Annotated in this window: 19 protein-coding genes and 2 tRNA genes; 9 read left to right on the forward strand and 12 right to left on the reverse strand. The window is 71.1% G+C overall.

Going from position 1 to position 20,615, the window contains the following annotated elements; translation table 11 throughout:
- The first annotated feature begins 15 nt into the window (after positions 1–15).
- The 4 genes from ACIP79_RS16695 to ACIP79_RS16710 all read left to right on the forward strand — a co-directional run bounded on the left by ACIP79_RS16695 (position 16) and on the right by ACIP79_RS16710 (position 4,574).
- A complete protein-coding gene (locus tag ACIP79_RS16695) occupies positions 16–633 on the forward strand; it encodes a lytic polysaccharide monooxygenase (RefSeq protein WP_401223777.1) in 618 nt (205 codons plus the stop codon).
- Between the two features lie 133 nt (positions 634–766).
- Positions 767–1,267 carry a DUF3592 domain-containing protein gene (locus ACIP79_RS16700; RefSeq protein ID WP_401223779.1) on the forward strand — a complete coding sequence of 167 codons (501 nt, stop codon included), beginning with the start codon at positions 767–769 and terminating at the stop codon, positions 1,265–1,267.
- Positions 1,268–1,340: 73 nt separating this feature from the next.
- Complete coding sequence (locus ACIP79_RS16705; protein WP_401223782.1) at positions 1,341–3,017, forward strand: AMP-binding protein; 1,677 nt, start codon at positions 1,341–1,343, stop codon at positions 3,015–3,017.
- Between the two features lie 246 nt (positions 3,018–3,263).
- Positions 3,264–4,574 (forward strand): M18 family aminopeptidase, encoded by a 1,311-nt coding sequence (locus ACIP79_RS16710; protein ID WP_401223783.1) that lies wholly within the window; start codon positions 3,264–3,266, stop codon positions 4,572–4,574.
- Between the two features lie 65 nt (positions 4,575–4,639).
- Here the strand turns inward: ACIP79_RS16710 and ACIP79_RS16715 are convergent.
- From ACIP79_RS16715 to ehuB, 6 genes are all read right to left on the reverse strand, one after another.
- Positions 4,640–4,713 (reverse strand) — tRNA-Lys (locus tag ACIP79_RS16715).
- A 97-nt stretch (positions 4,714–4,810) separates the two neighbouring features.
- Positions 4,811–5,569, reverse strand: coding sequence for an IclR family transcriptional regulator (locus tag ACIP79_RS16720; protein ID WP_401223784.1), 759 nt, complete (start codon positions 5,567–5,569; stop codon positions 4,811–4,813).
- A gap of 223 nt (positions 5,570–5,792) precedes the next feature.
- The gene (ehuA, locus tag ACIP79_RS16725) at positions 5,793–6,569 is read right to left on the reverse strand and encodes an ectoine/hydroxyectoine ABC transporter ATP-binding protein EhuA (RefSeq protein WP_401224277.1); all 777 of its coding nucleotides are present in this window, start codon (positions 6,567–6,569) and stop codon (positions 5,793–5,795) included.
- Positions 6,570–6,657: 88 nt separating this feature from the next.
- Positions 6,658–7,308: an ectoine/hydroxyectoine ABC transporter permease subunit EhuD gene (gene ehuD / locus ACIP79_RS16730; RefSeq protein ID WP_401223786.1), complete on the reverse strand. Its 651-nt coding sequence runs from the start codon at positions 7,306–7,308 to the stop codon at positions 6,658–6,660.
- Positions 7,305–8,024 carry an ectoine/hydroxyectoine ABC transporter permease subunit EhuC gene (gene ehuC / locus ACIP79_RS16735; protein WP_401223789.1) on the reverse strand — a complete coding sequence of 240 codons (720 nt, stop codon included), beginning with the start codon at positions 8,022–8,024 and terminating at the stop codon, positions 7,305–7,307. Before ehuC ends, ehuD begins: the two co-directional genes overlap by 4 nt.
- Positions 8,021–8,938 carry an ectoine/hydroxyectoine ABC transporter substrate-binding protein EhuB gene (gene ehuB / locus ACIP79_RS16740; RefSeq protein WP_401223792.1) on the reverse strand — a complete coding sequence of 306 codons (918 nt, stop codon included), beginning with the start codon at positions 8,936–8,938 and terminating at the stop codon, positions 8,021–8,023. Before ehuB ends, ehuC begins: the two co-directional genes overlap by 4 nt.
- Before the next feature lie 107 nt (positions 8,939–9,045).
- Here ehuB and ACIP79_RS16745 point away from each other — a divergent pair, with 107 nt between their 5' ends.
- Positions 9,046–9,564 (forward strand): DUF3830 family protein, encoded by a 519-nt coding sequence (locus ACIP79_RS16745; RefSeq protein ID WP_383677688.1) that lies wholly within the window; start codon positions 9,046–9,048, stop codon positions 9,562–9,564.
- Between the two features lie 198 nt (positions 9,565–9,762).
- Here the strand turns inward: ACIP79_RS16745 and ACIP79_RS16750 are convergent, their stop codons facing one another.
- A complete protein-coding gene (locus ACIP79_RS16750) occupies positions 9,763–11,166 on the reverse strand; it encodes an amidase (protein WP_401223794.1) in 1,404 nt (467 codons plus the stop codon).
- A gap of 42 nt (positions 11,167–11,208) precedes the next feature.
- Positions 11,209–12,156: a D-2-hydroxyacid dehydrogenase gene (locus ACIP79_RS16755; RefSeq protein WP_401223796.1), complete on the reverse strand. Its 948-nt coding sequence runs from the start codon at positions 12,154–12,156 to the stop codon at positions 11,209–11,211.
- 183 nt (positions 12,157–12,339) lie between these two features.
- On the opposite strand from ACIP79_RS16755, the gene ACIP79_RS16760 reads away from it, so the two are divergent.
- The 3 genes from ACIP79_RS16760 (at position 12,340) to ACIP79_RS16770 (ending at position 15,291) form a co-directional block, all read left to right on the forward strand.
- Positions 12,340–13,155, forward strand: coding sequence for an aspartate/glutamate racemase family protein (locus ACIP79_RS16760; protein ID WP_401223797.1), 816 nt, complete (start codon positions 12,340–12,342; stop codon positions 13,153–13,155).
- Positions 13,152–13,883, forward strand: coding sequence for a decarboxylase (locus tag ACIP79_RS16765; protein WP_401223798.1), 732 nt, complete (start codon positions 13,152–13,154; stop codon positions 13,881–13,883). Before ACIP79_RS16760 ends, ACIP79_RS16765 begins: the two co-directional genes overlap by 4 nt.
- Positions 13,884–14,199: 316 nt before the next feature.
- A complete protein-coding gene (locus tag ACIP79_RS16770) occupies positions 14,200–15,291 on the forward strand; it encodes an LLM class flavin-dependent oxidoreductase (protein WP_401223800.1) in 1,092 nt (363 codons plus the stop codon).
- 25 nt (positions 15,292–15,316) lie between these two features.
- Here the strand turns inward: ACIP79_RS16770 and ACIP79_RS16775 are convergent, their stop codons facing one another.
- On the reverse strand, positions 15,317–17,260 hold the full coding sequence (locus ACIP79_RS16775; protein ID WP_401223803.1) for an EAL domain-containing protein: 1,944 nt from the start codon (positions 17,258–17,260) through the stop codon (positions 15,317–15,319).
- Positions 17,261–17,571: 311 nt separating this feature from the next.
- Here ACIP79_RS16775 and ACIP79_RS16780 point away from each other — a divergent pair, with 311 nt between their 5' ends.
- Positions 17,572–18,966, forward strand: a complete 1,395-nt coding sequence (locus tag ACIP79_RS16780) for a M6 family metalloprotease domain-containing protein (protein ID WP_401223805.1) — start codon at positions 17,572–17,574, stop codon at positions 18,964–18,966.
- Between the two features lie 122 nt (positions 18,967–19,088).
- Here ACIP79_RS16780 and ACIP79_RS16785 read toward each other — a convergent pair.
- The 3 genes from ACIP79_RS16785 to ACIP79_RS16795 form a co-directional block, all read right to left on the reverse strand.
- Positions 19,089–19,162: transfer RNA gene (locus ACIP79_RS16785), tRNA-Lys, on the reverse strand.
- Entirely contained in the window at positions 19,153–19,839 is a 687-nt protein-coding gene (locus ACIP79_RS16790) for a bifunctional DNA primase/polymerase (RefSeq protein ID WP_401223807.1), read from the reverse strand. Before ACIP79_RS16790 ends, ACIP79_RS16785 begins: the two co-directional genes overlap by 10 nt.
- A 144-nt stretch (positions 19,840–19,983) precedes the next feature.
- Positions 19,984–20,373 carry a hypothetical protein gene (locus tag ACIP79_RS16795; protein WP_401223809.1) on the reverse strand — a complete coding sequence of 130 codons (390 nt, stop codon included), beginning with the start codon at positions 20,371–20,373 and terminating at the stop codon, positions 19,984–19,986.
- Positions 20,374–20,615: the final 242 nt, after the last annotated feature.

The raw sequence follows: 20,615 nt of genomic DNA on the forward strand, positions 1-20,615 counted from the left end.
CCCAGGAGCGGCAGGATGCGCATACGTGCGACCAGGAAAGCGAAGATGTACGCGGGCATGGTCGGCCTCGCCACGACGGGAGCGCTCGTGCTCTCCAGCGGCGGTGCCAGTGGTCACGGCTACACCGACCTGCCCCTGAGCCGGCAGAAGATGTGCCAGAACGGCACGGTGACCAACTGCGGCAACATCCAGTGGGAACCCCAGAGCGTGGAGGGCCCCAAGGGCTTCCCCGCGGCAGGTGCGGCCGACGGCCAGATCTGCTCGGCGAACCACACCGAATTCGGGCAGCTCAACAGCCCGACGACACCCTCGGGCGGCGCCTGGCCGACCACCAGGGTCACCGGCGGGGCCAGCTACAACTTCCGCTGGCAGTTCACCGCCTCGCACGCCACGACCGACTTCAAGTACTACCTGACCAAGCAGGGCTGGAATCAGAACCACGCGCTGGCGCGCTCGGACCTGAACACCACGCCCTTCCTCACCGTCCCCTACAACAACGCCCGCCCGCCGTCCACGATCTCGCACAGTGGCACGATCCCCACCGGCAGGTCCGGACACCACGTGATCGTCGCCGTATGGACGATCGCCGACACGGCGAACGCGTTCTACTCCTGCTCGGACGTCACGTTCTAGCGGGTGAGCGGTGGTCGGTGGCCCGCGGCCGGTGAGCGGTACCTGAAGGGGGCCTCGTTCTCTGAGGCTCCCTTGAGCCGCACACCCTTCCCCGGCGGGTAGGTTCCCCGCACGCCGGTATGACCGTGCCGGCGTGCGAGGAACCGCACGAAAGCCGGGGAATGCGATGGACGTCTTCTTCTACGCCGTACCGGGGCTGATCATCGCCGTGGCCGCCCTCATGGCGGTCAGGATCCTGCGCCGCTCGGCGGAGCTGCGGCGCGCCTGGAGCAGCGGACTGACCGCGCGGGCGCGCTGTCTGCGCGCGTACACCACGACCAGCGGCGGCGGTGGCGACACCTCCGTGTCCACCACCCTGCACCACGTCTACGAGTTCCGGACGGTCGAGGGCCGGGCGGTCCGCTTCGACGAGAGCAACGGCCCCGCAACGGTCGTCGAGGGTGACCTCGTCACCGTCCACTACGCGGCCTCGCGCCCCGAGAAGGCCACCGCCCTCGCGCCGAGCCCGGTCAAGGCCGCCGCGGGCACGGTCGGCGTCCTGGTCCTGCTCGGCGTGGTCGCCGCCATCTGCGTCGGCTTCATGGTCACCTTCCACACGGCCGTGTCCGAGGACCCCTTCGCGGGCATGCCGTAGCGACCGCGAGACCTCGTATCGACCCACCCGCGTGTCTCCACATCTGACGGGCCGTCAATTATGGTGCGCCCCCATGGGATCCATCAGGCGCACCGTCGCGGAGCTCGTACAGGAACGGTGGAACGACCACCGGCCGGGGCTGTGGTTCGAGGGGCAGGTCCTGAGCCATCACCGGGTGGCCGCGGGCGCCGCGGCGCGGGCGGCGCTGCTCGCCGACCTGCTGCCGCCGGGGACCGACCCGCCGCACCTCGCGGTGCTCCTCGACAACACCCCCGAGTACCCCATGTGGCTGAGCGCGGCAGCCCTCGCCGGCGCCGCCGTCGCCGGCGTCAACCCGACCCGGCGCGGCCCCGAACTGGCCCGCGACATCCTGCACACCGAAAGCCGCGTCCTGATCACCGAGCGAGCCCATCTGCCCCTGCTCGGCGGCCTCCGGCTGCCGGGCGTACGCGTCCTGGTGACCGACACGGACGCCTACGCCGACCTCCTCGCGGCGTACGAGGGCGCCGAGCCCGACGCCTCGACGGCTACCCCGGAACACCGGCTGCTCCTCTACTTCACCTCCGGCTCGACCGGCGCCCCCAAGGCCGCGATCTGCACCCAGGGCAGGCTGGCCGCCGCGGGGCGGTCCCTCGTGGACCACTTCGGCGTGCGCCGGGAGGACACGCACTACATCTGCATGCCGATGTTCCACGGCAACGCGGTGATCGCCGACTGGGCTCCCGCACTGGCGGCGGGCGCGGGGGTGGCCCTGCGCCGGCGCTTCTCGGCCTCCGGTTTCCTCGCGGACGTACGGGCCTGCCGGGCCACCTACTTCACCTACGTGGGGCGCGCCGTGCAGTACATCCTGGCGACCCCGGCCCGCCCCGACGACCGCGACAACCCGCTGCGGATGGGCTTCGGGACCGAGGCGGGCGCCGTCGACGCGGCCGCCTTCGAGCGGCGCTTCGGGGTGCGGCTGGTGGAGGGGTACGGCTCCTCGGAGGGCGGCGCGGCCGTCCAGTGGACGTCGGGCACCCCGGTGGGCGCGATCGGCCGGGCGGCCCCCGGCGATGACCTGGCCGTGGTCGACCCCGCCACCCGGCACGAGTGCCCCGCCGCCGTCTTCGCCGAGGACGGGCGGCTGCTCAACGGGTCCGACTCCATAGGCGAGTTGGTGAACCGCGGCCCCAACCCCTTCGAGGGGTACTGGCGCAACCCCGAGGCGAACGCCGAACGCCGGCGGGCGGGGCCGGACGGGGACGGCTGGTACTGGACGGGCGACCTCTTCTACCGCGACGCCGCGGGATACCTCTACTTCGTGGGCCGCACCGACGACCGGCTGCGCGTCGACAGCGAGAACCTCGCGGCCGCCGTCATCGAGAACATCCTCGCCCGGTACGAGGGCGCCGCCGCGGTGGCCGTGTACGCCGTGCCGGACGCGGTAGCCGGCGACCAGGTGATGGCGGCCGTCGCACTCCGCGAGGGGACCGGGTTCGACCCGTCGGCCTTCGGTGAATTCCTGCTGTCCCAGCCCGACCTGGGGACCAAGATGGCCCCCCGCTTCGTCCGGATCGTGGAGCGGATGCCCGTCACGGCGACGAACAAGGTCCACCGGGTGGGGCTGCGGCGCGAGGGCTTCGGATGCCCCGACCCGGTGTGGTGGCGACCGCCGGGGGAGTCCGCCTACCGGCCGCTGACGGCTCCCGACGTCGAGGAACTGCTCGCCGAGTACCGGGCCCGTGGGCGCGAGGAGTTGCTGACCAGGTAACAACCACCGCCGGGTGCCGGTGGTTGTGGCCCGCCCGCGGGGCCGAGGCCTCTCCGGCCGGCTCCCGCCCGGTCCGGCTGACTCCCTCCCGGTCCGGTGGACTCCCACGGGCACCCGGAGGAATCCCCTTGGGTGAACGGGGGGAGGATGCACCGGACAACCGCGTCGGCGCCGGGCCCTCCCGCATAGGCGTTTGTCATGTGCCTGCCTGTCGTGACCGCCCTCAACATCACCCGAAAGGCACTCATGTCCCCCACGCATGAACCCGCGCACGAGCCCGAGTACGACCGCCGTCACAGCGACGACCTGCTCACCTTCGTCCGGGCGAGTCCCTCGCCGTACCACGCGGTGGCGAGCGCCGCCCAGCGGCTGGAGAAGGCCGGCTTCGAGGAGCTGCGCGAGACGGACGACTGGACCGGTGCCGAGGGCGGCCGCTACGTCGTACGGGGTGGCGCGCTGATCGCCTGGTACGTCCCGCAGGGCGCCCCGGCTCACACACCGTTCCGGATCATCGGCGCGCACACCGACTCGCCGAACCTGCGGGTCAAGCCCTCGCCCGACACCGGCTCGGCGGGCTGGCGGCAGGTCGCCGTGGAGATCTACGGCGGAGTGCCGTTCAACACCTGGCTCGACCGCGACCTCGGCGTCTCGGGGCGGCTGGCGCTGCGCGACGGGTCGACCCGGCTGGTCCGCGTCGACAAACCGCTGCTGCGGGTGGCGCAGCTCGCCATCCACCTGGACCGGACCCTGAACGAGGGTGTCGCCCTCGATCCGCAGCGGCACATGACCCCGCTGTGGGGGCTGGGCGCGGGCGAGCCGGGCGCCCTGCTCGGCCGGGTGGCCGCCGAGGCCGACGTCGGCGGCTCGGACGTCCTCGGCTGGGACCTGATGCTGCACGACATCCAGCCGCCCGGATACCTCGGCGCCGACGAGGAGTTCGTCGTCGCCCCACGGCTGGACAACCTGATCTCCGTGCACGCCGGGGTCACCGCCCTGGTCACCGCGGCCACCTCCCGGCCGCCCGCGCACATCCCCGTACTCGCCGCCTTCGACCACGAGGAGGTCGGCAGCGGCTCGGAGTCGGGCGCCCAGGGGCCGCTCCTCGAACGGGTGCTGGGCCGTGGTGTCGCGGCCCGCGGCGGCAGCGGCGAGGACTGGAACCGGGCCCTGGCGGGCGCCTTCTGCGTCTCCTCGGACATGTCGCACGCCGTCCACCCCAACTACGCCGAGCGCCACGACCCCGACCACCGGCCCCTCCCCAACGGCGGCCCCGTGATCAAGGTCAACGTCAACCAGCGGTACGCCACCGACGGCACCGGGGTCGCCGCGTTCGCCGCCGCCTGCGAGCGGGCCGGGGTGCCGTGGCAGCCGTTCGTCTCCAACAACGCCATCCCGTGCGGGACCTCGATCGGCCCGATCACCGCGGCCCGCCTCGGCGTCGCCACCGTCGACGTGGGCGTACCGGGGCTGTCGATGCACTCGGCGCGCGAACTGTGCGGGGCGCGGGACCCGGGGCTGCTCACCCGGGCGCTCACCGAGTTCGTCACGGCCGGCTGAGTACGGCCGCCTGAGACGTACATGCGTGAAAGGCCCCCCACGTGGTGGAGGGCCTTCATCAGTTGTGCGCCGCCAGGGACTCGAACCCCGGACCCGCTGATTAAGAGTCAGCTGCTCTAACCAACTGAGCTAGCGGCGCGTGACTCTCGCCTCCCGCACTCGGCGGGCGGCGACAAAAGAAATACTACCTGGTCCGCGCGGGTGCTTCCGACCACTTTCCGACGGCGGGCGCCGGCCTAGATCGCCATCGACAGGAGCACCGGAGCCGCCCCGCGGTTCAGCGAGTCCGCCGCGCGGCGCAGCCGGTGCGCGTGCTCGACGGGCAGGGAGAGGGCGAGGCAGCCGACGGAGGAGCCGGCCGTGATCGGGACCGCCGCGCAGACCGTGCCGATCGCGTACTCCTGGAGGTCCAGGACCGGGACCGTCGGCGGCTGGGCGCCGAGCCGGGAGAGCAGCTGCCGTTCGCTGGTGATGGTGCGCGAGGTGAGGCGGGCCATCCTGTGGCGGGAGAGGTGGTCGCGTCGGCCGTCGTGGTCGAGCTGGCCCAGCAGGCTCTTGCCGATCGCGGTGGCGTGGCCCGAGGAACGGAAGTCGACCCATTCGTTGACCGCGGGGGTCGCCGGGCCGTCCGCGTACTGGGAGATGTGGATCTCGCCGTCGACGTACCGGCTGAGGTAGATCGCGGCGCCGACCGTGTCGCGCAGCCGGTCGATGGTCTGCTGGACCTTCTCGCGCAGTGCCTGGTCCCGCTCACCGGCGGAGGCGAGGCGGCCGAGGGCGGCGCCGCTGACGTACGCGCCGTCGGCTACCTGTTCGACGTAGCCCTCGCGGCGCAGCATCCGCAGCAGTACGGCCAGGCGGTCCGTGTCGAGTCCGGTACGGCGGCCGATCTCGGCGTCGAGGACACCGGAGGAGTGCTGTGCCACCGTTTCCAGGACGCGGAGTGCGTCCTGGGCCGAGTGGTACGGCACGGTCGGCTCGTGCTTCAGCGCCACGGTCTCCCCCTGGCTTCTGGGCCGTTTTTCGGACAGCTGAGCTTCCACCACGATAGCCCTCAACATGCTTGCTGTGAGCATCCGTTGACGAGATCGGTGGCGCGCCCCGCGCCACTCGGCCGGAACGCGCCACCGTGGCATATGCCAAGCTCATGGCGCGTAAGGCATGCACCACGATCCGGACCTCAGACCTTCCCGGGTGCGCCGTGTTCACTCCCCGCAATCACAGGACCGCACTGAGGAATTTCCGGGTCCTTTCCTGGCTGGGATCGCTGAAGATCTTCTCGGGCGAGCCGGACTCGATGACGCGGCCGGAATCGAACATCAGCACCTGGTCCGAGATGTCCCGGGCGAAATTCATCTCGTGGGTCACACAGAGCATCGTGATGTCGGTGGTGTGGGCGATGTCGCTGAGGACGTCGAGGACGCCCGCGACCAGTTCGGGGTCGAGCGCGGACGTCACCTCGTCCAGGAGCAGCACCTGCGGCCGCATCGCCAGCGCCCGCGCAATCGCCACCCGCTGCTGCTGGCCGCCGGACAGCTGGCTCGGATAGGCGTCGTGCTTGTCGGCGAGACCGACCAGGTCCAGCAGTTCGCGGGCGCGTGCCTCCGCCTCGTCCTTGGACATGCCGAGGACGGTGACGGGCGCCTCCATGATGTTCCTGAGCACCTTCATGTTCGGGAACAGGTTGAACTGCTGGAAGACCATCCCGATCTTCTTGCGGATCTCGCGGACCTCCTTCTCCCCGGCCGGGAAGAGCCGCTCCCCGGCGACCGTGATCGTGCCCTCGTCGGGCTGCGTCAGCGTCATCAGCATCCGCAGGATCGTCGTCTTGCCGGACCCCGAGGGCCCGATCAGCGTGACGTGCTTGCCGGCCTGGACGGAGAAGTCGAGCCCGTCCAGGACGGTGTTGTCCCCGAAGCGCTTGGTCACCTTCTCGAAGCGGATCAGCTCCGTGGGAAGCGATTCCGTGAGGCCCGCGGGCTCTTCGGGCACCAGGAGGGGTTCGCGGACCGCGATGTCCGCCGGGCTCTCCACGGTCCCGGTGATCTCGCGGTTCTCGGGGGTCTCGGGAATTTCGACAGCGTCAGCGGACAAGACGTCGCTCCAAAGCTCGCAGGAGAAGGGAGGCCGGATAGGAGATGAGGATGAAGGCCACGCCGATGACCGTCAGGGGCTCGGTGAACTGGAAGTTCTGCTGCGAGAAGAGCCGCGCCTCACCGAGCATGTCCAGCACGGTGATCGCCATCAGCAGCGGGGTGTCCTTGAGCATCGAGATCACGTAGTTGCCCAGCGCCGGGACCACCCGTCGGACGGCCTGCGGCAGGATCACCGCGGTCCAGGTGCGGGTGCGGGGCAGGCTGAGCGCCGTGGCCGCCTCCCACTGGCCGGCCGGCACCGCCTCGATACCGGCCCGGTAGACCTGCATCGTGTACGTCGAGTAGTGCAGCCCGATCGCGACCACACCGGTGGTCAGCGCGGAGAACGTGATGTCCCACTCGGGCAGGACGTAGAAGAGGAAGAACAGCTGCACCAGCAGCGGGGTGTTGCGGATGAACTCCGTGACGACCCCGACCGGCCAGCGCACCAGTTTGCTCGGCGTCCGCATCAGCAGCGCCCACACCAGCCCGAGCGCGAAGGAGATCACCGAGCCGAGGGCCGTCGCCTGGAGGGTGACCAGCAGCCCGTCCCAGAAGTGCGGCATGAAGTCGCCGACAGCGCTCCAGTCCCAGGTCATACGGCACCTCCGCCGACTCCGGTGGTCTCCGCCCGGCGCAGCTCACGCCGGGACACACCACGCTCCGGGGCCTTTCCGACCCCGGCCTTCAGCCGCTTCTCCAGGCCGCGCATGAGCCGCGTCAGGAGGAAGGCGATCACGAAATAGATCAGCAGGATGTACGTGTAGATCTCCGTGCTCTCCTGCAACGCCAGCCGCACCAGGTTGCCGCTGAACGCCAGGTCGCCCATCCCCATGATCGAGACCAGGGCGGTGCCCTTGAGGAGTTCGACCAGCAGGTTGCTGAAGGACGGGATCATCTCGGGTATCGCCTGCGGCAGCAGGATCAGCCGCATCCGCTGCCAGGGCGTGAAGCTGAGTGCGATACCGCCCTCGCGCTGCGCCGGGTCGACCGCGTTCAGGGCGCCGCGCACGATCTCGCTGCCGTACGCCCCGTACGTCAGTCCCAGTGCGAGCGTGCCCGCCCACATCGGCACCAGCTGCCAGCCGAAGGCGAGCGGCAGCACGAAGTACACCCAGAAGATCATGATCAGCGCGGAGGTACCGCGGAACACCTCGGTGTAGAAGCCCGCGAGGAAGCGGACGGCCCACCACCGGTGGGTGCGGGCGATGCCCACGACGAAGGAGACGGCGCCGGCCAGCAGAGCGCTGAAGAACAGCAGTTGGACGGTGATCCAGATTCCCTTGAGTACCAGTTCCCAGAGTCCTGAGGTCATCCGCCGCAGAGCTCCTTCGCGGTCATGTCCGTCATCTCGGCCTCGGTGAAACCGAAGGGCCGGAGGATGCGGAACAGCTCACCGGTCGCCTTGAGCTTCTTCAGCTCCGCGTTGAAGGCGTCCCGCAGGTTCGTCTCGGCCGGCCGGAACGCGAAGCCCCCGCCGTCCACGTGCGGCTTGCCACCGACCAGCGGCGCGAAGGCCTCGGTGCTCTCGGCCTTGGAAGACTTCTTCACCACTTCACGGACGGTCAGCGCGGTCCCGGCGAAGACGTCGGCGCGCCCGGCCTCGACCGCGTTCAGCCCGGCCACCTGGTCCTGCACGATCAGGATGTCGCTCTCCTGGTAACCGGCCTCCACCGCGTACTGGATCTCGGCGTAGCCGGTGCCGGTCGCGAACTTGGCCTTGGCCTCGACGACGTCCTTGTAGTCGCGCAGGTTCTTCGGATTGCCCTTGCGCACGATGAACGCGTCGAGCATCTGGTAGTCCGGGTCGGAGAAGATGACCTGCTCGCAACGCTCGGGGTTGATGTACATCCCGGCGGACACCACGTCGAAGGTCTGCGACTGGAGTCCGGGTATGAGCGAGCCGAACTCGATCGGCACCGGCTGGACGCGGTCCACCCCCAGCCGCTTGAAGATGACCTTCGCGAGCTCTGGCGCCTCACCGGTCAGCTCGCCGTCCGTGTCGATGTAGCCGAACGGGATCTCACCGGCTATCCCCAGCCGTACGACGCCCTGCGCCCTGAGCCGGTCCAGCAGATCGCCGCCGTCCGTGCCGGAGGCGGTGGCGACCCGGCTGCAGCCGGCCGCGCCCAGGGCGCCGACGGCACCGAGCGCCGAGGCGCCGGCGAGCAGCGCCCGCCGGCTCGGCATGCGTCTGTCCTTCGCGTCTTTCTGAAGTGGTGGTGCCATGGCGGCGCGGCTACCCGAGACGATCCGACTTATGCCGGTCGGTTTCGGCCCCCTCCCGCCCCTCGGACCCCGGACGCCCCCTTGACCGCGGCGGGACCATGGAATGCATGACCGACCGCGACACTGCCCGTGATGCCACCCGCCACATCGAGATCTCCCTGGTCAAGCGGGGAGTCCACTGCACGGCGAAACTCCTCGACGACCGCGCGCCGATCACCTGCGCCGCGGTCTGGGACGCCCTCCCGCTGAGCGGTGACGTGTACCACGCCAAGTACGCGCGCAACGAGATCTACGCCCTGTTCCCGCCCTTCGCACGCACCGAACCACCCCTGGAGAACCCGACAGTCACTCCCATACCCGGCGACCTGTGCTATTTCGCCTTCGCGGGTACGGAGCTGGGCACCAAGTCGTACGGCTACGACGCCGACGTACGCCCCGGCACCACCGTCGTCGACCTCGCCCTCTTCTACGAGCGCAACAACCTGCTCCTCAACGGAGACGTCGGCTGGGTGCCGGGCATCGTGTGGGGCCAGGTGACCGAGGGCCTCGACGCGATGGCCGAGGCCTGCAACGACCTGTGGCGCTCGGGCGCGCTGGGGGAGACCCTCAGCTTCCGGCGGCTCTAGGGCCTGTCTGACAATTCCCGTCGTCGCCCGGAGGGCGGCCTCGCGGCGTCAGGTGCGTGCTCTGGGGGTCCCCCCCCGGCCGGAGGCTGGGGGAGTGCCGGGCGTGGACCCTCGTACTGGATGTACTTGGGTCTGCGCCCGGTGCGGCGAGAGTGCGTGCATGGCGTCGCGGGGCAGACGGGAATTGTCAGACAGGCCCTAGGGCAGCCCGGGAGCGGTCACTCCGGCCGCCCCCGCCTCGTACAGCGCGTGCGCCGTCCGCAGGACGAGGTCGTCCCGGTGACGGGCGGCCACGAGCTGGAGGCCCACCGGCAGCCCGTCGTCGTCCAGGCCGACCGGGACCGTCGCCGCGGGCTGCTGGGTCAGGTTGAAGGGGTACGTGAAGGGGGTCCAGCCCGTCCAGCGGCGGTGACCGGAGCCCTTCGGCACCTCCACGCCCGCCTCGAACGCGGTCAGCGGAAGCGTCGGCGTGACCAGGACGTCGTACGACTGGTGGAAGAGGCCCATCCGCCGGCCCAGTTCCATGCGGACGTCCACCGCGGCGAGGTACTCCAGCGCGTTGTGACGGGCCCCCAGGTCACGGACCTCGCGGAGGCCGGGGTCGAGCAACTCCCGCTGGTGGGGCCCGAAGTGCTGGGTCACGCGGGCCGCGCCGGCGAACCACAGCGTGTGGAAGGCCTCCACCGGATCGGTGAAGTCGGGGTCGGCCTCGGACACGTAGGCGCCGAGCCCCGCCAGCCGCTCCACCGCCTGCCTGACCGCCGCCGCGACGGCCGGCCTGACCGCGACCTGCCCGCCGAGCGAGGGCGAGTAGGCGACCCGCAGCCCGCGCACCCCGTCCCCCAGCGTGTCCCTGAAGGAGCCGTCCATCGGTGCGAGCGCCGACCAGTCGCGCACGTCGGGCCCGCTGATCACGTCCATCATCAGCGCGGCGTCGGCGGCGTCCCGGGTCATCGGCCCCACGTGCGCCAGCGTCCCGAAGGCGCTCGCCGGATACAGCGGCACCCTTCCGTACGTCGGTTTCAGCGCGAAGATCCCGCAGAAGGCGGCCGGAATACGGACACTGCCGCCCCCGTCCGTGCCCAGCGACAGCGGGCCCGCGCCGAGCGCAACGGCCGCCGCGCTGCCCCCGCTTGAGCCGCCCGCGGTGCGTGAGACGTCGTACGGATTGCGTGTCACCCCCGAGAGCGGCGAGTCCGTGACGCCCTTCCAGCCGAACTCGGGTGTCGTCGTCCTGCCGAGGAACACCGCGCCGTGTTCGCGCAGCCGGGCCACGGACGGCGCGTCCTCGTCCCAACTGCCCTGCGGGTCGATGTTCCTGGAGCCGCGCAGGGTCGGGCCGCCGCGCATCAGGATGATGTCCTTGACGGTGACCGGGACGCCGTCGAGCAGTCCCGCGGGCTCACCGCGCCGCCAGCGCTCCGTCGACCCCGCTGCCCGCGCGAGGGCTTCGTCCGAGTCGAGCCGGACGAACGCGTTCACCGCGGGCTGCACCCGTTCCGCCCGGTCCAGGGCCGCCCGGGTCGCCTCCACGGGGCTGAATTCGCCCTTGCGGTAGCCGTCGACGAGTTGCGTCGCGGTCAGCTCGGTGAGTTCCGGCATCGGCCCCTCCAGAGGGAGTTCGGCATGGTGGGTGTCGGGAGTTCAGTGACCGGGCACGTACCCGCGCTTCTTGTCGACGACGTTCGCCAGCGGCTTCCCCGCTTCCCAGCGCTCGTACAACTCCACGAACTGTCTGCCGAGTTCGTCCCGCCAGCCGATGGTGTCCCCGCTCATGTGCGGCGACACGATCAGCCCGGGAACCTCCCACAACGGGCTGTCGGGGCCCAGCGGTTCGTGCTGGAAGACATCCAGCGCGGCGCCCGCGATCCACCGCTTGGACAGCGCCTCGATCAGCGCGTCCTCGTCGACCAGCGGCCCGCGTCCGACGTTGACGAAGCGCGCCGACGGCTGCATCATCCCGAACCGCCGCGCGTCGAACATGCCGTGCGTGGCCTCGGTGAGCGGCGCCGCGCACACCACCCAGTCGGCGCGCGCCATCAGCCGGTCCAGCTCCTCGGGGCCGTGGATTCCGGTGCGCGGGACGCGCCCCACCAGGGCCGTCGTGATGCCAAGTGCCTTGAGGGACTTGACGATCGCCCGCCCGATCGGCCCCGAACCCACCACGCAGGCGCGGGTGCCCGCCACCCGCTGCGACTCCCGGTGCCGCCACTCCCGTTGCCGTTGGAGGTCCAAAGTCCTGGGCAGATCCTTGGCCATCGTGAGGACCAGGGCGGCGACGTACTCCGCGATCGGCTGGTCGAAGACCCCCCGCGCGTTGGTCACCACCGTGTCGGAGTCGGCGAGTTCGGGGCACATCAGATGATCGACCCCCGCACTCGCCGTGTGCACCCAGCGCGGCCGGGGACCCGCTCCGGGCCACGCGTCGCGCACGGCGTGCGAGGCGAAGTCCCAGACGAGCAGCGCATCGGCCCGCGGCAGCCGCTCGGCCAGCGTGGACGCGTCGGCGTGCTCGATCCGCACCCGCCCGGTGAGGCTGCCCAGACGGGGGAGCGGATCGGCATCGAGGACAAGCAGAGTCTTATCGGGCATCGCCGGGAAACCGTTTCGCAATACGGGTCCGCTTCTCTGGAGGGGTGAGTGTGGTCCGTTGCCGTCTGAAGCCGTCTGAGATGCGCGGATTGACCACGCTCGCACCCGAACCTACCTTCGTCAACACGGACCCGGATACGGTCCGTTGCTCACCCGTTTCCCTCCGTGAGGCCGGTGTCTGCCATGGACGTCTCCTTTCTCGGCGGACCCCGTCCGCAACGCGGTGTCGGGGTGGTGGCCCCGTTCGACTTCGCCCTCGACCGAGAGCTGTGGCGCTGGGTCCCCGACGACGTCTCCCTGCACCTCACCCGCACCCCTTTCGTGCCCGTCGAGGTCAGCCTCGACCTGGCCCGGCTGGTCTCCGAGCACGAGACGCTCGGCGAGGCGGTCCGCGCGCTGAACGCGGTCGCGCCCGAGATCATCTCGTACGCCTGCACCTCGGGCAGTTTCGTCGGGGGAGTGGCCGGCGAGCGGGCGATGTGCGAGGCGATGACCCGGGCGGGCGCGGTCCCCTCCCTCACGACGTCGGGCGCCCTGCTCGAAGCGCTGGCGGAGCTGGGCGCCGGCCGCATCGCGCTCGTCACCCCCTACACGGTCTCCGTCACCCAGTCCCTCGAGGAGTACCTCGCCGAGGCGGGCATCACCGTCACCGGCCGCGCCTACATGGGCCTGACCAGCCACATCTGGAAGGTGCCCTACCGCGAGGTGGTGGACATGGCCCGCGACAGCGTCCGCGGCAGCGCCGACGCGCTCTTCATCAGCTGCACCAACCTCCCCACGTACGACGTCATCCCCCAGCTGGAGGCCGAACTGCGCATACCGGTGATCTCGGCCAACCAGGTCACGATGTGGGCAGCCCTGCGGCATCTGGGTACCCGTGCGGTGGGCCCCTATCAGGCGCTGCTTGGGGGTACCTCCCACGCTTTCGGCAGTGGGGGAGAGTCGGCGCGCCGGGGTCCGGTACTGCCGGAACAGAACCAGCAGGAAGGTTGGGCATGACCGCACTGGGATTTCTCTACCCGGGCCACTCGGCCGAGGACGACTACCCGCGCATGGAACAGCTGCTCGGCAGCGACATCCGCCTGGCCCTCGTGCACACGGACATCGGCGAGGACGCGCACCGCGTCGACGCGCTCCTGGAGATGGGCTCAGCCGACCGGCTCGCCGCGGGCGTCGAGGAGTTGCGGCTCTCCGGCGCCGAGGCGGTGCTGTGGGCCTGCACCAGCGGAAGTTTCGTATACGGCTGGGAGGGTGCCCACGAGCAGGTCCGCGCCCTCGCCATGTCGGCGGGGCTGCCCGCGTCCTCCACGTCCTTCGCCTTCGCGCACGCGGTGCGGGAGCTGGGGGTCCAGCGGGTCGCTGTCGCGGCGACCTATCCGGATGACGTGAGCGCGCTCTTCGCCGCGTTTCTCAAGGACGCCGGGATCGATGTCGTCGCGGTGCGGGCCTCCGGGGTCGTCACCGCCGCGGAGGTCGGGACCTGGGGCGAGGCCGAGGTCCTCGAGCTCGCCCGGTCCGGCGACCACCCGGACGCCGAGGCGGTCCTCCTCCCCGACACCGCCCTGCACACCGCGTCCTTCATCCCCGCCTTGGAGAAGGAACTCGGCAAGCCCGTCCTCACCGCCAACCAGGTCACCGTCCGCGAGGCCCTCCGCCTCACCGACCGCCGCGTCAACGCCCCCGAACTGGGGGCCCTGTTCACTCGGGAACCGCTGATCCAGGCATAGACGTTTCCTCGCCCCCTCCGCCCCTTCCCGTCCCGTTCCTGGGGGCTGCGCCCCCAGACCCCCCTTTCGCGCTGACGCGCTCGTCCTCAAACGCCGGACGGGCTGAAAGATTTCTAGCGCCGCCCGGGTAAAAGTTTCAGCCCCTCCGGCGTTTGAGGAGCGGGGGTTCGGGGGCGGAGCCCCCGAGAGACGGGACGGGAAGGGGCGGAGGGGGCGAAAACGGCTTTCCGACCCCCGGTCGCGGGGAATAAACGGAGACACCCTCCTGTTCGCACGCTGCGTACAGCGTGACGCACCGACACAGGAGGCACCCCCGGTGAACGAGACGGACGAGATCCGCGGCACGGCACAGGGCACCGCCCCGGCCCCCCTCTCCGTACTGGACCTGGTCACAGTCGGCGCAGGCCGCACCGCGACCGAAGCCCTACGGACCAGCGTCGAGATCTCCCGCCTCGCGGAATCCCGCGGCTACCACCGCTACTGGGTGGCCGAACACCACTCCATGCCGGGCGTCGCCTCGTCGTCCCCCGCGGTCATCCTCGCCCACCTGGCAGCCCACACGACCCGCATCCGCCTCGGCTCGGGCGGAGTGATGCTCCCCAACCACGCCCCCCTGGTCATCGCGGAGCAGTTCGGCACCCTGGAGGCACTGGCCCCGGGCCGAGTGGACCTGGGCCTGGGCAGGGCCCCCGGCACCGACGGCGCCACCGCCGCGGCCCTGCGCCGCACCGACCGCCTGAACGAGGGCGCCGACGACTTCCCCGAACAGCTCGCGGAGCTGACCCGCTTCCTGGACGACGACTTCCCCTCGGGCCACCGCTACGCCCGTATCCACGCCGTCCCGGGACCGATCCAGTCGACCTCCCCCGGCGGAGTGCAGTCCCCGCACCGCCCGCCGGTCTGGCTCCTCGGCTCCTCCGGCTTCAGCGCCCGGCTGGCCGGCTCCCTCGGTCTCCCCTTCGCCTTCGCGCACCACTTCTCGGCGCAGAACACCATCCCGGCCCTGGACCTCTACCGGCAGTCCTTCCGGCCGAGCGCCGTCCTGGACGCCCCGTACGCGCTGATCGGCGTCTCCGCCCTCGCCACCGACGACGAGCGGGAGGCCCGCCGCCAGGTGCTGGCCGCCGCCCTGAACATGGTGCGCCTGCGTACCGGCCGCCCCGGCCTGGTCCCGACGCCCGAAGAGGCGGAGGCGTACGAATTCAGCCCCATGGAGCGGGAGTTCATCGACACCTGGAACTCCAACGTCATCCATGGCACCGCGGACGAGGTCCGCTCCGGCCTCGACGACCTCCAGAAGCGCACGGGCGCCGACGAGTTGATGCTCACGTCGCACGCGCACAGCGGCGACCTGCGGCTGCGCTCCTACGAACTGATCGCGGACGCCTACGGGTTGCCGCGGGCCTGAGACCCCGGCGGCGGACCCGGCGCGCTCAGGTCTGCCCGCAGGTGGCCGCCTCCAGCAGCACGGAGATACGGTCCGCGGCCACCGGCCGTGAGTACAGCCACCCCTGCCCGGTGTCGCAGCCGATGCCGCGCAGGCGGGAGGCCTGCGAGGCGGTCTCCACGCACTCGGCGGTGACGGTGAGGCCCAGCCGGTGGGCGAGTTGGATGAGCGCCTCGACGATGACCTCGTCGGCGGGGTTGGGGTGCACGTCGGTGCCGTCGCTGTTCTCGTACTGGAAGCCCCGCACGAAGGCGCCGTCCAGCTTGAGCACCGACACCGGGAGCCTGCTGAGGTAGGCGAGGTTCGAGTAGCCGGTGCCGAAGTCGTCGATGGCGATGTGTACGCCCATGTCGCTGAGCGCCTGGAGTGCCTGGAGGGGGCGGCCCGCCGAGCCCATCACCGCGGACTCGGTGAGCTCCAACTGGAGCAGATGCGGCGGGAGTCCGGTCTCCGCGAGGATCTCCGCCACGTCCGCGACCAGGTCGGAGTCCCAGACCTGACGGACCGCCACGTTCACGCTGACGAAGATCGGTACGGCGTCCGGGTGGTCCAACTGCCAGCGCCGGGCCTGGTGGCAGGCGGTGGCGAGAACCCAGCGGCCGAGCTGCACGATCGAACCGTCCTCCTCGGCAAGTCCGATGAACCGATTCGGCGTGAGCATTCCGAACTGGGGGTGGTTCCAGCGCACCAGCGCCTCCACTCCGCGTACGCCGCCGTCCTCCATGCCCACCAACGGCTGGTACTCCAGGGTGAATTCGCCCCGCTCGACGGCCGCGCGCAGGGTCGAGGAGAGAGCCTGCCGGGTCATCCGGTGAGCATTGCGCTCCGGGTCGAAGAGGGTCCAGCGGCCCTTGCCGTCCGCCTTCGCCCAGTACAGCGTCGTGTCCGCGGCCTGCATCAGCATGGTCGCGGAGGTCCCGGCCGCCCGGCGCTCGACGACACCGATGGACGCTGAGACGGAGACCCGCTGCCCGGAGAGGTCGAACGGCGCCCGGAGCGACGTGAGGACGGACTCGGCGAGGTCGGCCAGCTGCTCCGTCCCCGTGGAGTCCTCGACGAGCAGCGCGAACTCGTCACCGCCCAGCCTCGCCACCAGCGGAGTTCTCGCCCGCGCGAAACCCGCCTCCTCGGCGCAGCGGGTGAGGCGCTCGGCCACGGCCGCGAGGAGCCGGTCGCCGACCCGGTGCCCGAGGGTGTCGTTGACCGCCTTGAACCCGTCCAGATCCAGATAGCAGAGCCCGATCCGGCCGGTGCCGCCCTCCTCGTACGCCTCCGCCTCCAGCGCCGCCGTCAGGCGCTCGAAGAACAGGGTGCGGTTGGGCAGCCGGGTCACCGCGTCGTGCATCTGCAAGTGCCGCACCCGCGCCTGGAGTTCGTGCCGTGCGCTGATGTCGGAGACGGAGAGCAGCACCGCCCGCTCCTGGGCGGGCAGCGGCGCGACCGTCACCTGGACCCAGAGCGTGTGGCCCTCGGGGTGCTTGAGCCGGCGGGTGCAGCGCAGTCTGGCCTGCCGGCCGCGCAGCACCTCGCGGTAGGCGTGCCAGGTGCGGGCGTCGGACGCCAGGTCCACCAGGTCGGAGGCGATCTGTCCGACGAGGACGGCGGAGTCGCTGCCCAGCAGCGCGCCCAGCGACTCGTTCGCCGTGACGATCAGACCGTCGCGGCCGACCACGGCCATCGCGAGGGGCGCGGTGGTGAACGCGGCCTGGAGGGCGCGGGGTGACACCCCGTCGGACGGTGTCCCGGCCGGGACGGCAGCGCCGGAAGGTGACTCCGGCGGTACGGATGTGCCGGGAGGTGCCCCAGGTGTTACGGACGTGCCGGGAGTCAACCCCCGGGACGTACGAGGAGATGGGTCGATGTGACGTTCTGTGACAGCCGGCCGGACGAGATCTGCCGCGGGCGCCGGCCCTTCGGACGTTCCGCTCACCGCTCGCTCCCGCAGTGCACTCGATCTTCGTATGGGTCTCTCGGGTGGTCGGCCGGTGATGGGCGGCCGCACAAGCCGGGTCCGTGCAGGAAAGTGTGCCGATCATAGAGGCTGGTCCCGGGGAGTCGCAGCCACTGTCCAGTGTCCCGGAACAACCACCCGTTCTGACAGATCGTTTCTGCCTGCATCTGGACGGGATCCTTCCCCCTCCGATCGCCTGTGACGTTCCGTGAGTGTTCGGGGTGTCGTCTCCTCGTCGCCCGTCACCCTTCCGGTGTAGACAAACAGGGCAAAGTAATACGAACTGACCCATGCTGGGTGCGGTGTCCCGAAATCCGCATCCGGAGGTCGATGTGCCGCGTCCGCTCCCCCTGAAGGAGCTCACCCGTGAAGCCCTGCGGGTCTTCACCCGTGACGGGGCGCCTCGTTGGCGCAGCACCGCGGCCGTGTTCACCTCCATGTCGGCGCTGGCCGCGACCTCGCTGCTGCCGGGAGCAGCGCTCGCCGAACAACCCCGCGCGGACCTGTGCGCCCTCAAGCGCACCGAGGCGCACCACTCGGAGGGGCTCGACACCTGGAACGCCTCCTACACGCGCCCCACGCGCGCCCTCGACGCGTTGCTCGTCTTCCTGTCCTTCCCCGACTCCGAGCCGCGGACCACGCCCGCTGAACTGACCGCCGACTACTTTCCGGCGACCACGCAGTTCTTCGAGCGTGCCTCCTACGGAAAGTTCACGCTGCGCCCGCACCCGCGGCGTGACTGGATCCGGATGCCGCACGCCTCCACGGAGTACGCCATACAGCGTGACTGGAGCCCCGCGCACCGAGCCGCCTATCTGCGCGACGCGCTCGCCGTGGCCGACCGGCGGATCGACTTCTCGCGCTACGACATCGTCTACTTCGTCGCCGACCCGGACGCCCCGGGCGTCGACTCGGACGCGACGAAGGTCGTCAACCTCGACACCCCCCTGCGGGCCGACGGCAAGGACATCCGCCGGATCGTCACCGTCTTCGAGAAGCACCCGCCGGACCGGCTCGTCCTCGCCCACGAGACGGGCCACGTCTTCGACCTCCCCGACCTCTACCACCGCCCCGTCGACGGCAAGGGCGACTGGGACACCTACGTCGGCGACTGGGACCTCATGGGCAGCCAGTTCGGCCTCGCGCCCGACCTGTTCGGCTGGCACAAGTGGAAGCTGGGCTGGCTGGAACCGCGCCAGGTCGCGTGCGTACAGGGGCGGGGGAGTACGCGACTGACGCTGGAGCCGTTGAGCGCGGGACCGGCGACGGTCGGAGCGGCGGGAGCGGCCGGTGCCGCCGACGGCGCCGACGAGTCCGGCGGGCAGGGCTTCGGTTCCGGGCGCGGTACCAAACTGGCCGTGGTCCGCACGGGGCCCGACAGCGTGCTCGCCTTCGAGGCGCGCGGCACGGCGGGCAACGACGGCACGACGTGCACCCAGGGCGTCCTCGTCTACCGCGTCCGCGCCGAGGCCCAGTCCGGCCGCGGCCCGATCGAGGTCCTCGACGCGCACCCCCGCTCCGAGTCCTGCTGGGAGGCCTCGGTCTACCCACCGCTCGCGGACGCGCCGGTGTCACTGGGGGAGAGCTTCCCGGTGCCCGGCGAGAACGTACGGGTCGAGGTGGAGGACCGTACGGCTTCGGGAGCGTGGACGGTCAAGATCACGACGAAGCGGCACGAGGAATGACCGGGAACGACCACGGCCGGTCGGCACTGGGCGCGGCGGCGATGACGACGGTCGGTCGGTGCGGGAAATGACGATGGCGAGACGGTCCGCGTTTCCGCGAACCCGTCTCGCCATCGCTAGCGTGCGCCGCCAGGGACTCGAACCCCGGACCCGCTGATTAAGAGTCAGCTGCTCTAACCAACTGAGCTAGCGGCGCCTGCTGACGTCGTAGACCTTAGCATCCTGATCGCGGCGAGGAAAAATCGATATCCGCACCGCCGCGGAGGCCGCCGCACGGGCCGCCCGGACGGCCGCCCAGACCAGAATCTCGGGGCCGGGAAGCCAGGGCTGCCGGGTGTCAGGGGCCACCAGCCAGCGGGATTCCGGCCGGGGAGCCGGCCCCGCGGAGTGGCCGGCGGCCGGCGCGGGGACGGTGACCGCGTCGCCGGTGCCGTGGCAGAGCAGGGGCGGAATCCCGCCGCCGCGGCCGTTCCCGGACGGCGCGCCCCCTTGCCCGCCGCTCTGGGATCCCCACTCCTCCCAGTGGAGGAGCGAGGGCAGCCGCTGCGCCGTACCGGGCGCGGCGAACAGCAGCATCCGGCCCCGGTACGCGGCCACCGGTCCCGAACCGGGCCCCTCGTCCCAGAGCCGGTCGAGCATCAGCCGCCCGAAGATCGCCGGAGCGTTCACGACGTCGAAGGTGCTCCCGCAGGGCAGGACGACCGGGGCGCCCGGCCGCTCCTCCCAGAGTGCGAGAGCGCTGCGGGGATACGCCTCCGCCGAGGCGAGCCACGCGACTCCCTCGGACGTGGCGCCCGAGACGTCGAACGGGTCGGACAACGGTGCGCCGGGGCCGTGGGGGGATGTGCGTGCCGGGTTCCGTGTGCTGCTCATGGCGACAACATCTACCCGCGGTGAGCGAGTGATCTCCGAGGGTTGCCGGAAGTCGGGACAGGAGGGGGCGGAATGGAGTATCTTGCCGCGCTGGCATATGCCATAAGGGGGGCGGGTGGACATCCGCCCCGCGCGCCCCCGGTCTCAGGCGTGGTCGCCGACCCCGTGCCCCAGCCCGTGCGCCCGACCGCTTCCCTCCACCCCTCGCAGCAGATCGCGGCCGAACTCGATCATCTTCTTCGCGTAGTCCTCGGTCCACTCGGCCCGCTCCGCGACATCGGCCGCGGTGAGCCGGTCGAAGCGCCGCGGATCCGCCAGCTGCGAGGCGGCCATCGCCTGGAACTCGACCGCCCGGTCGGCCGCGGCGCGGAACGCCAGGGTCAGCTCCGTCGCCCGCGCCAGCAGGGCCCTCGGGTCGTCTATCGACTCCAGGTCGAAGAAGTGCTCCGGATCGTCGACGGCCTCCGCCGGCTCGAAGAGCAGGGGCGCGGGGCGAAGCCGCTGTTCGTTCCGACGCGGCGTGGGCTCCGCCATGTCTTCTCCTCCTCGTACGGTTCAGGGCCCGCCTCGCGAGCGGGCCACCGTCCATTGTCCCCCGGCCGCGCAAGAGGGCCCGGGGGCAGACCGGAAGCCGAGCACGCGCGAACGGACACCGGGCGGGAGCGGCCGCCGGAAACCAGGTCCGTACGCCGGGTTCGCAAGCCGGGTCCGTACGCCGGTCCGCACCTGGCTCCGGCCACCGATCCACTCCTCCGCCGATCCGCCGATCCGGTGAT

Source organism: Streptomyces sp. NPDC088747 (genome assembly GCF_044751025.1).
Lineage (GTDB): Bacteria > Actinomycetota > Actinomycetes > Streptomycetales > Streptomycetaceae > Streptomyces.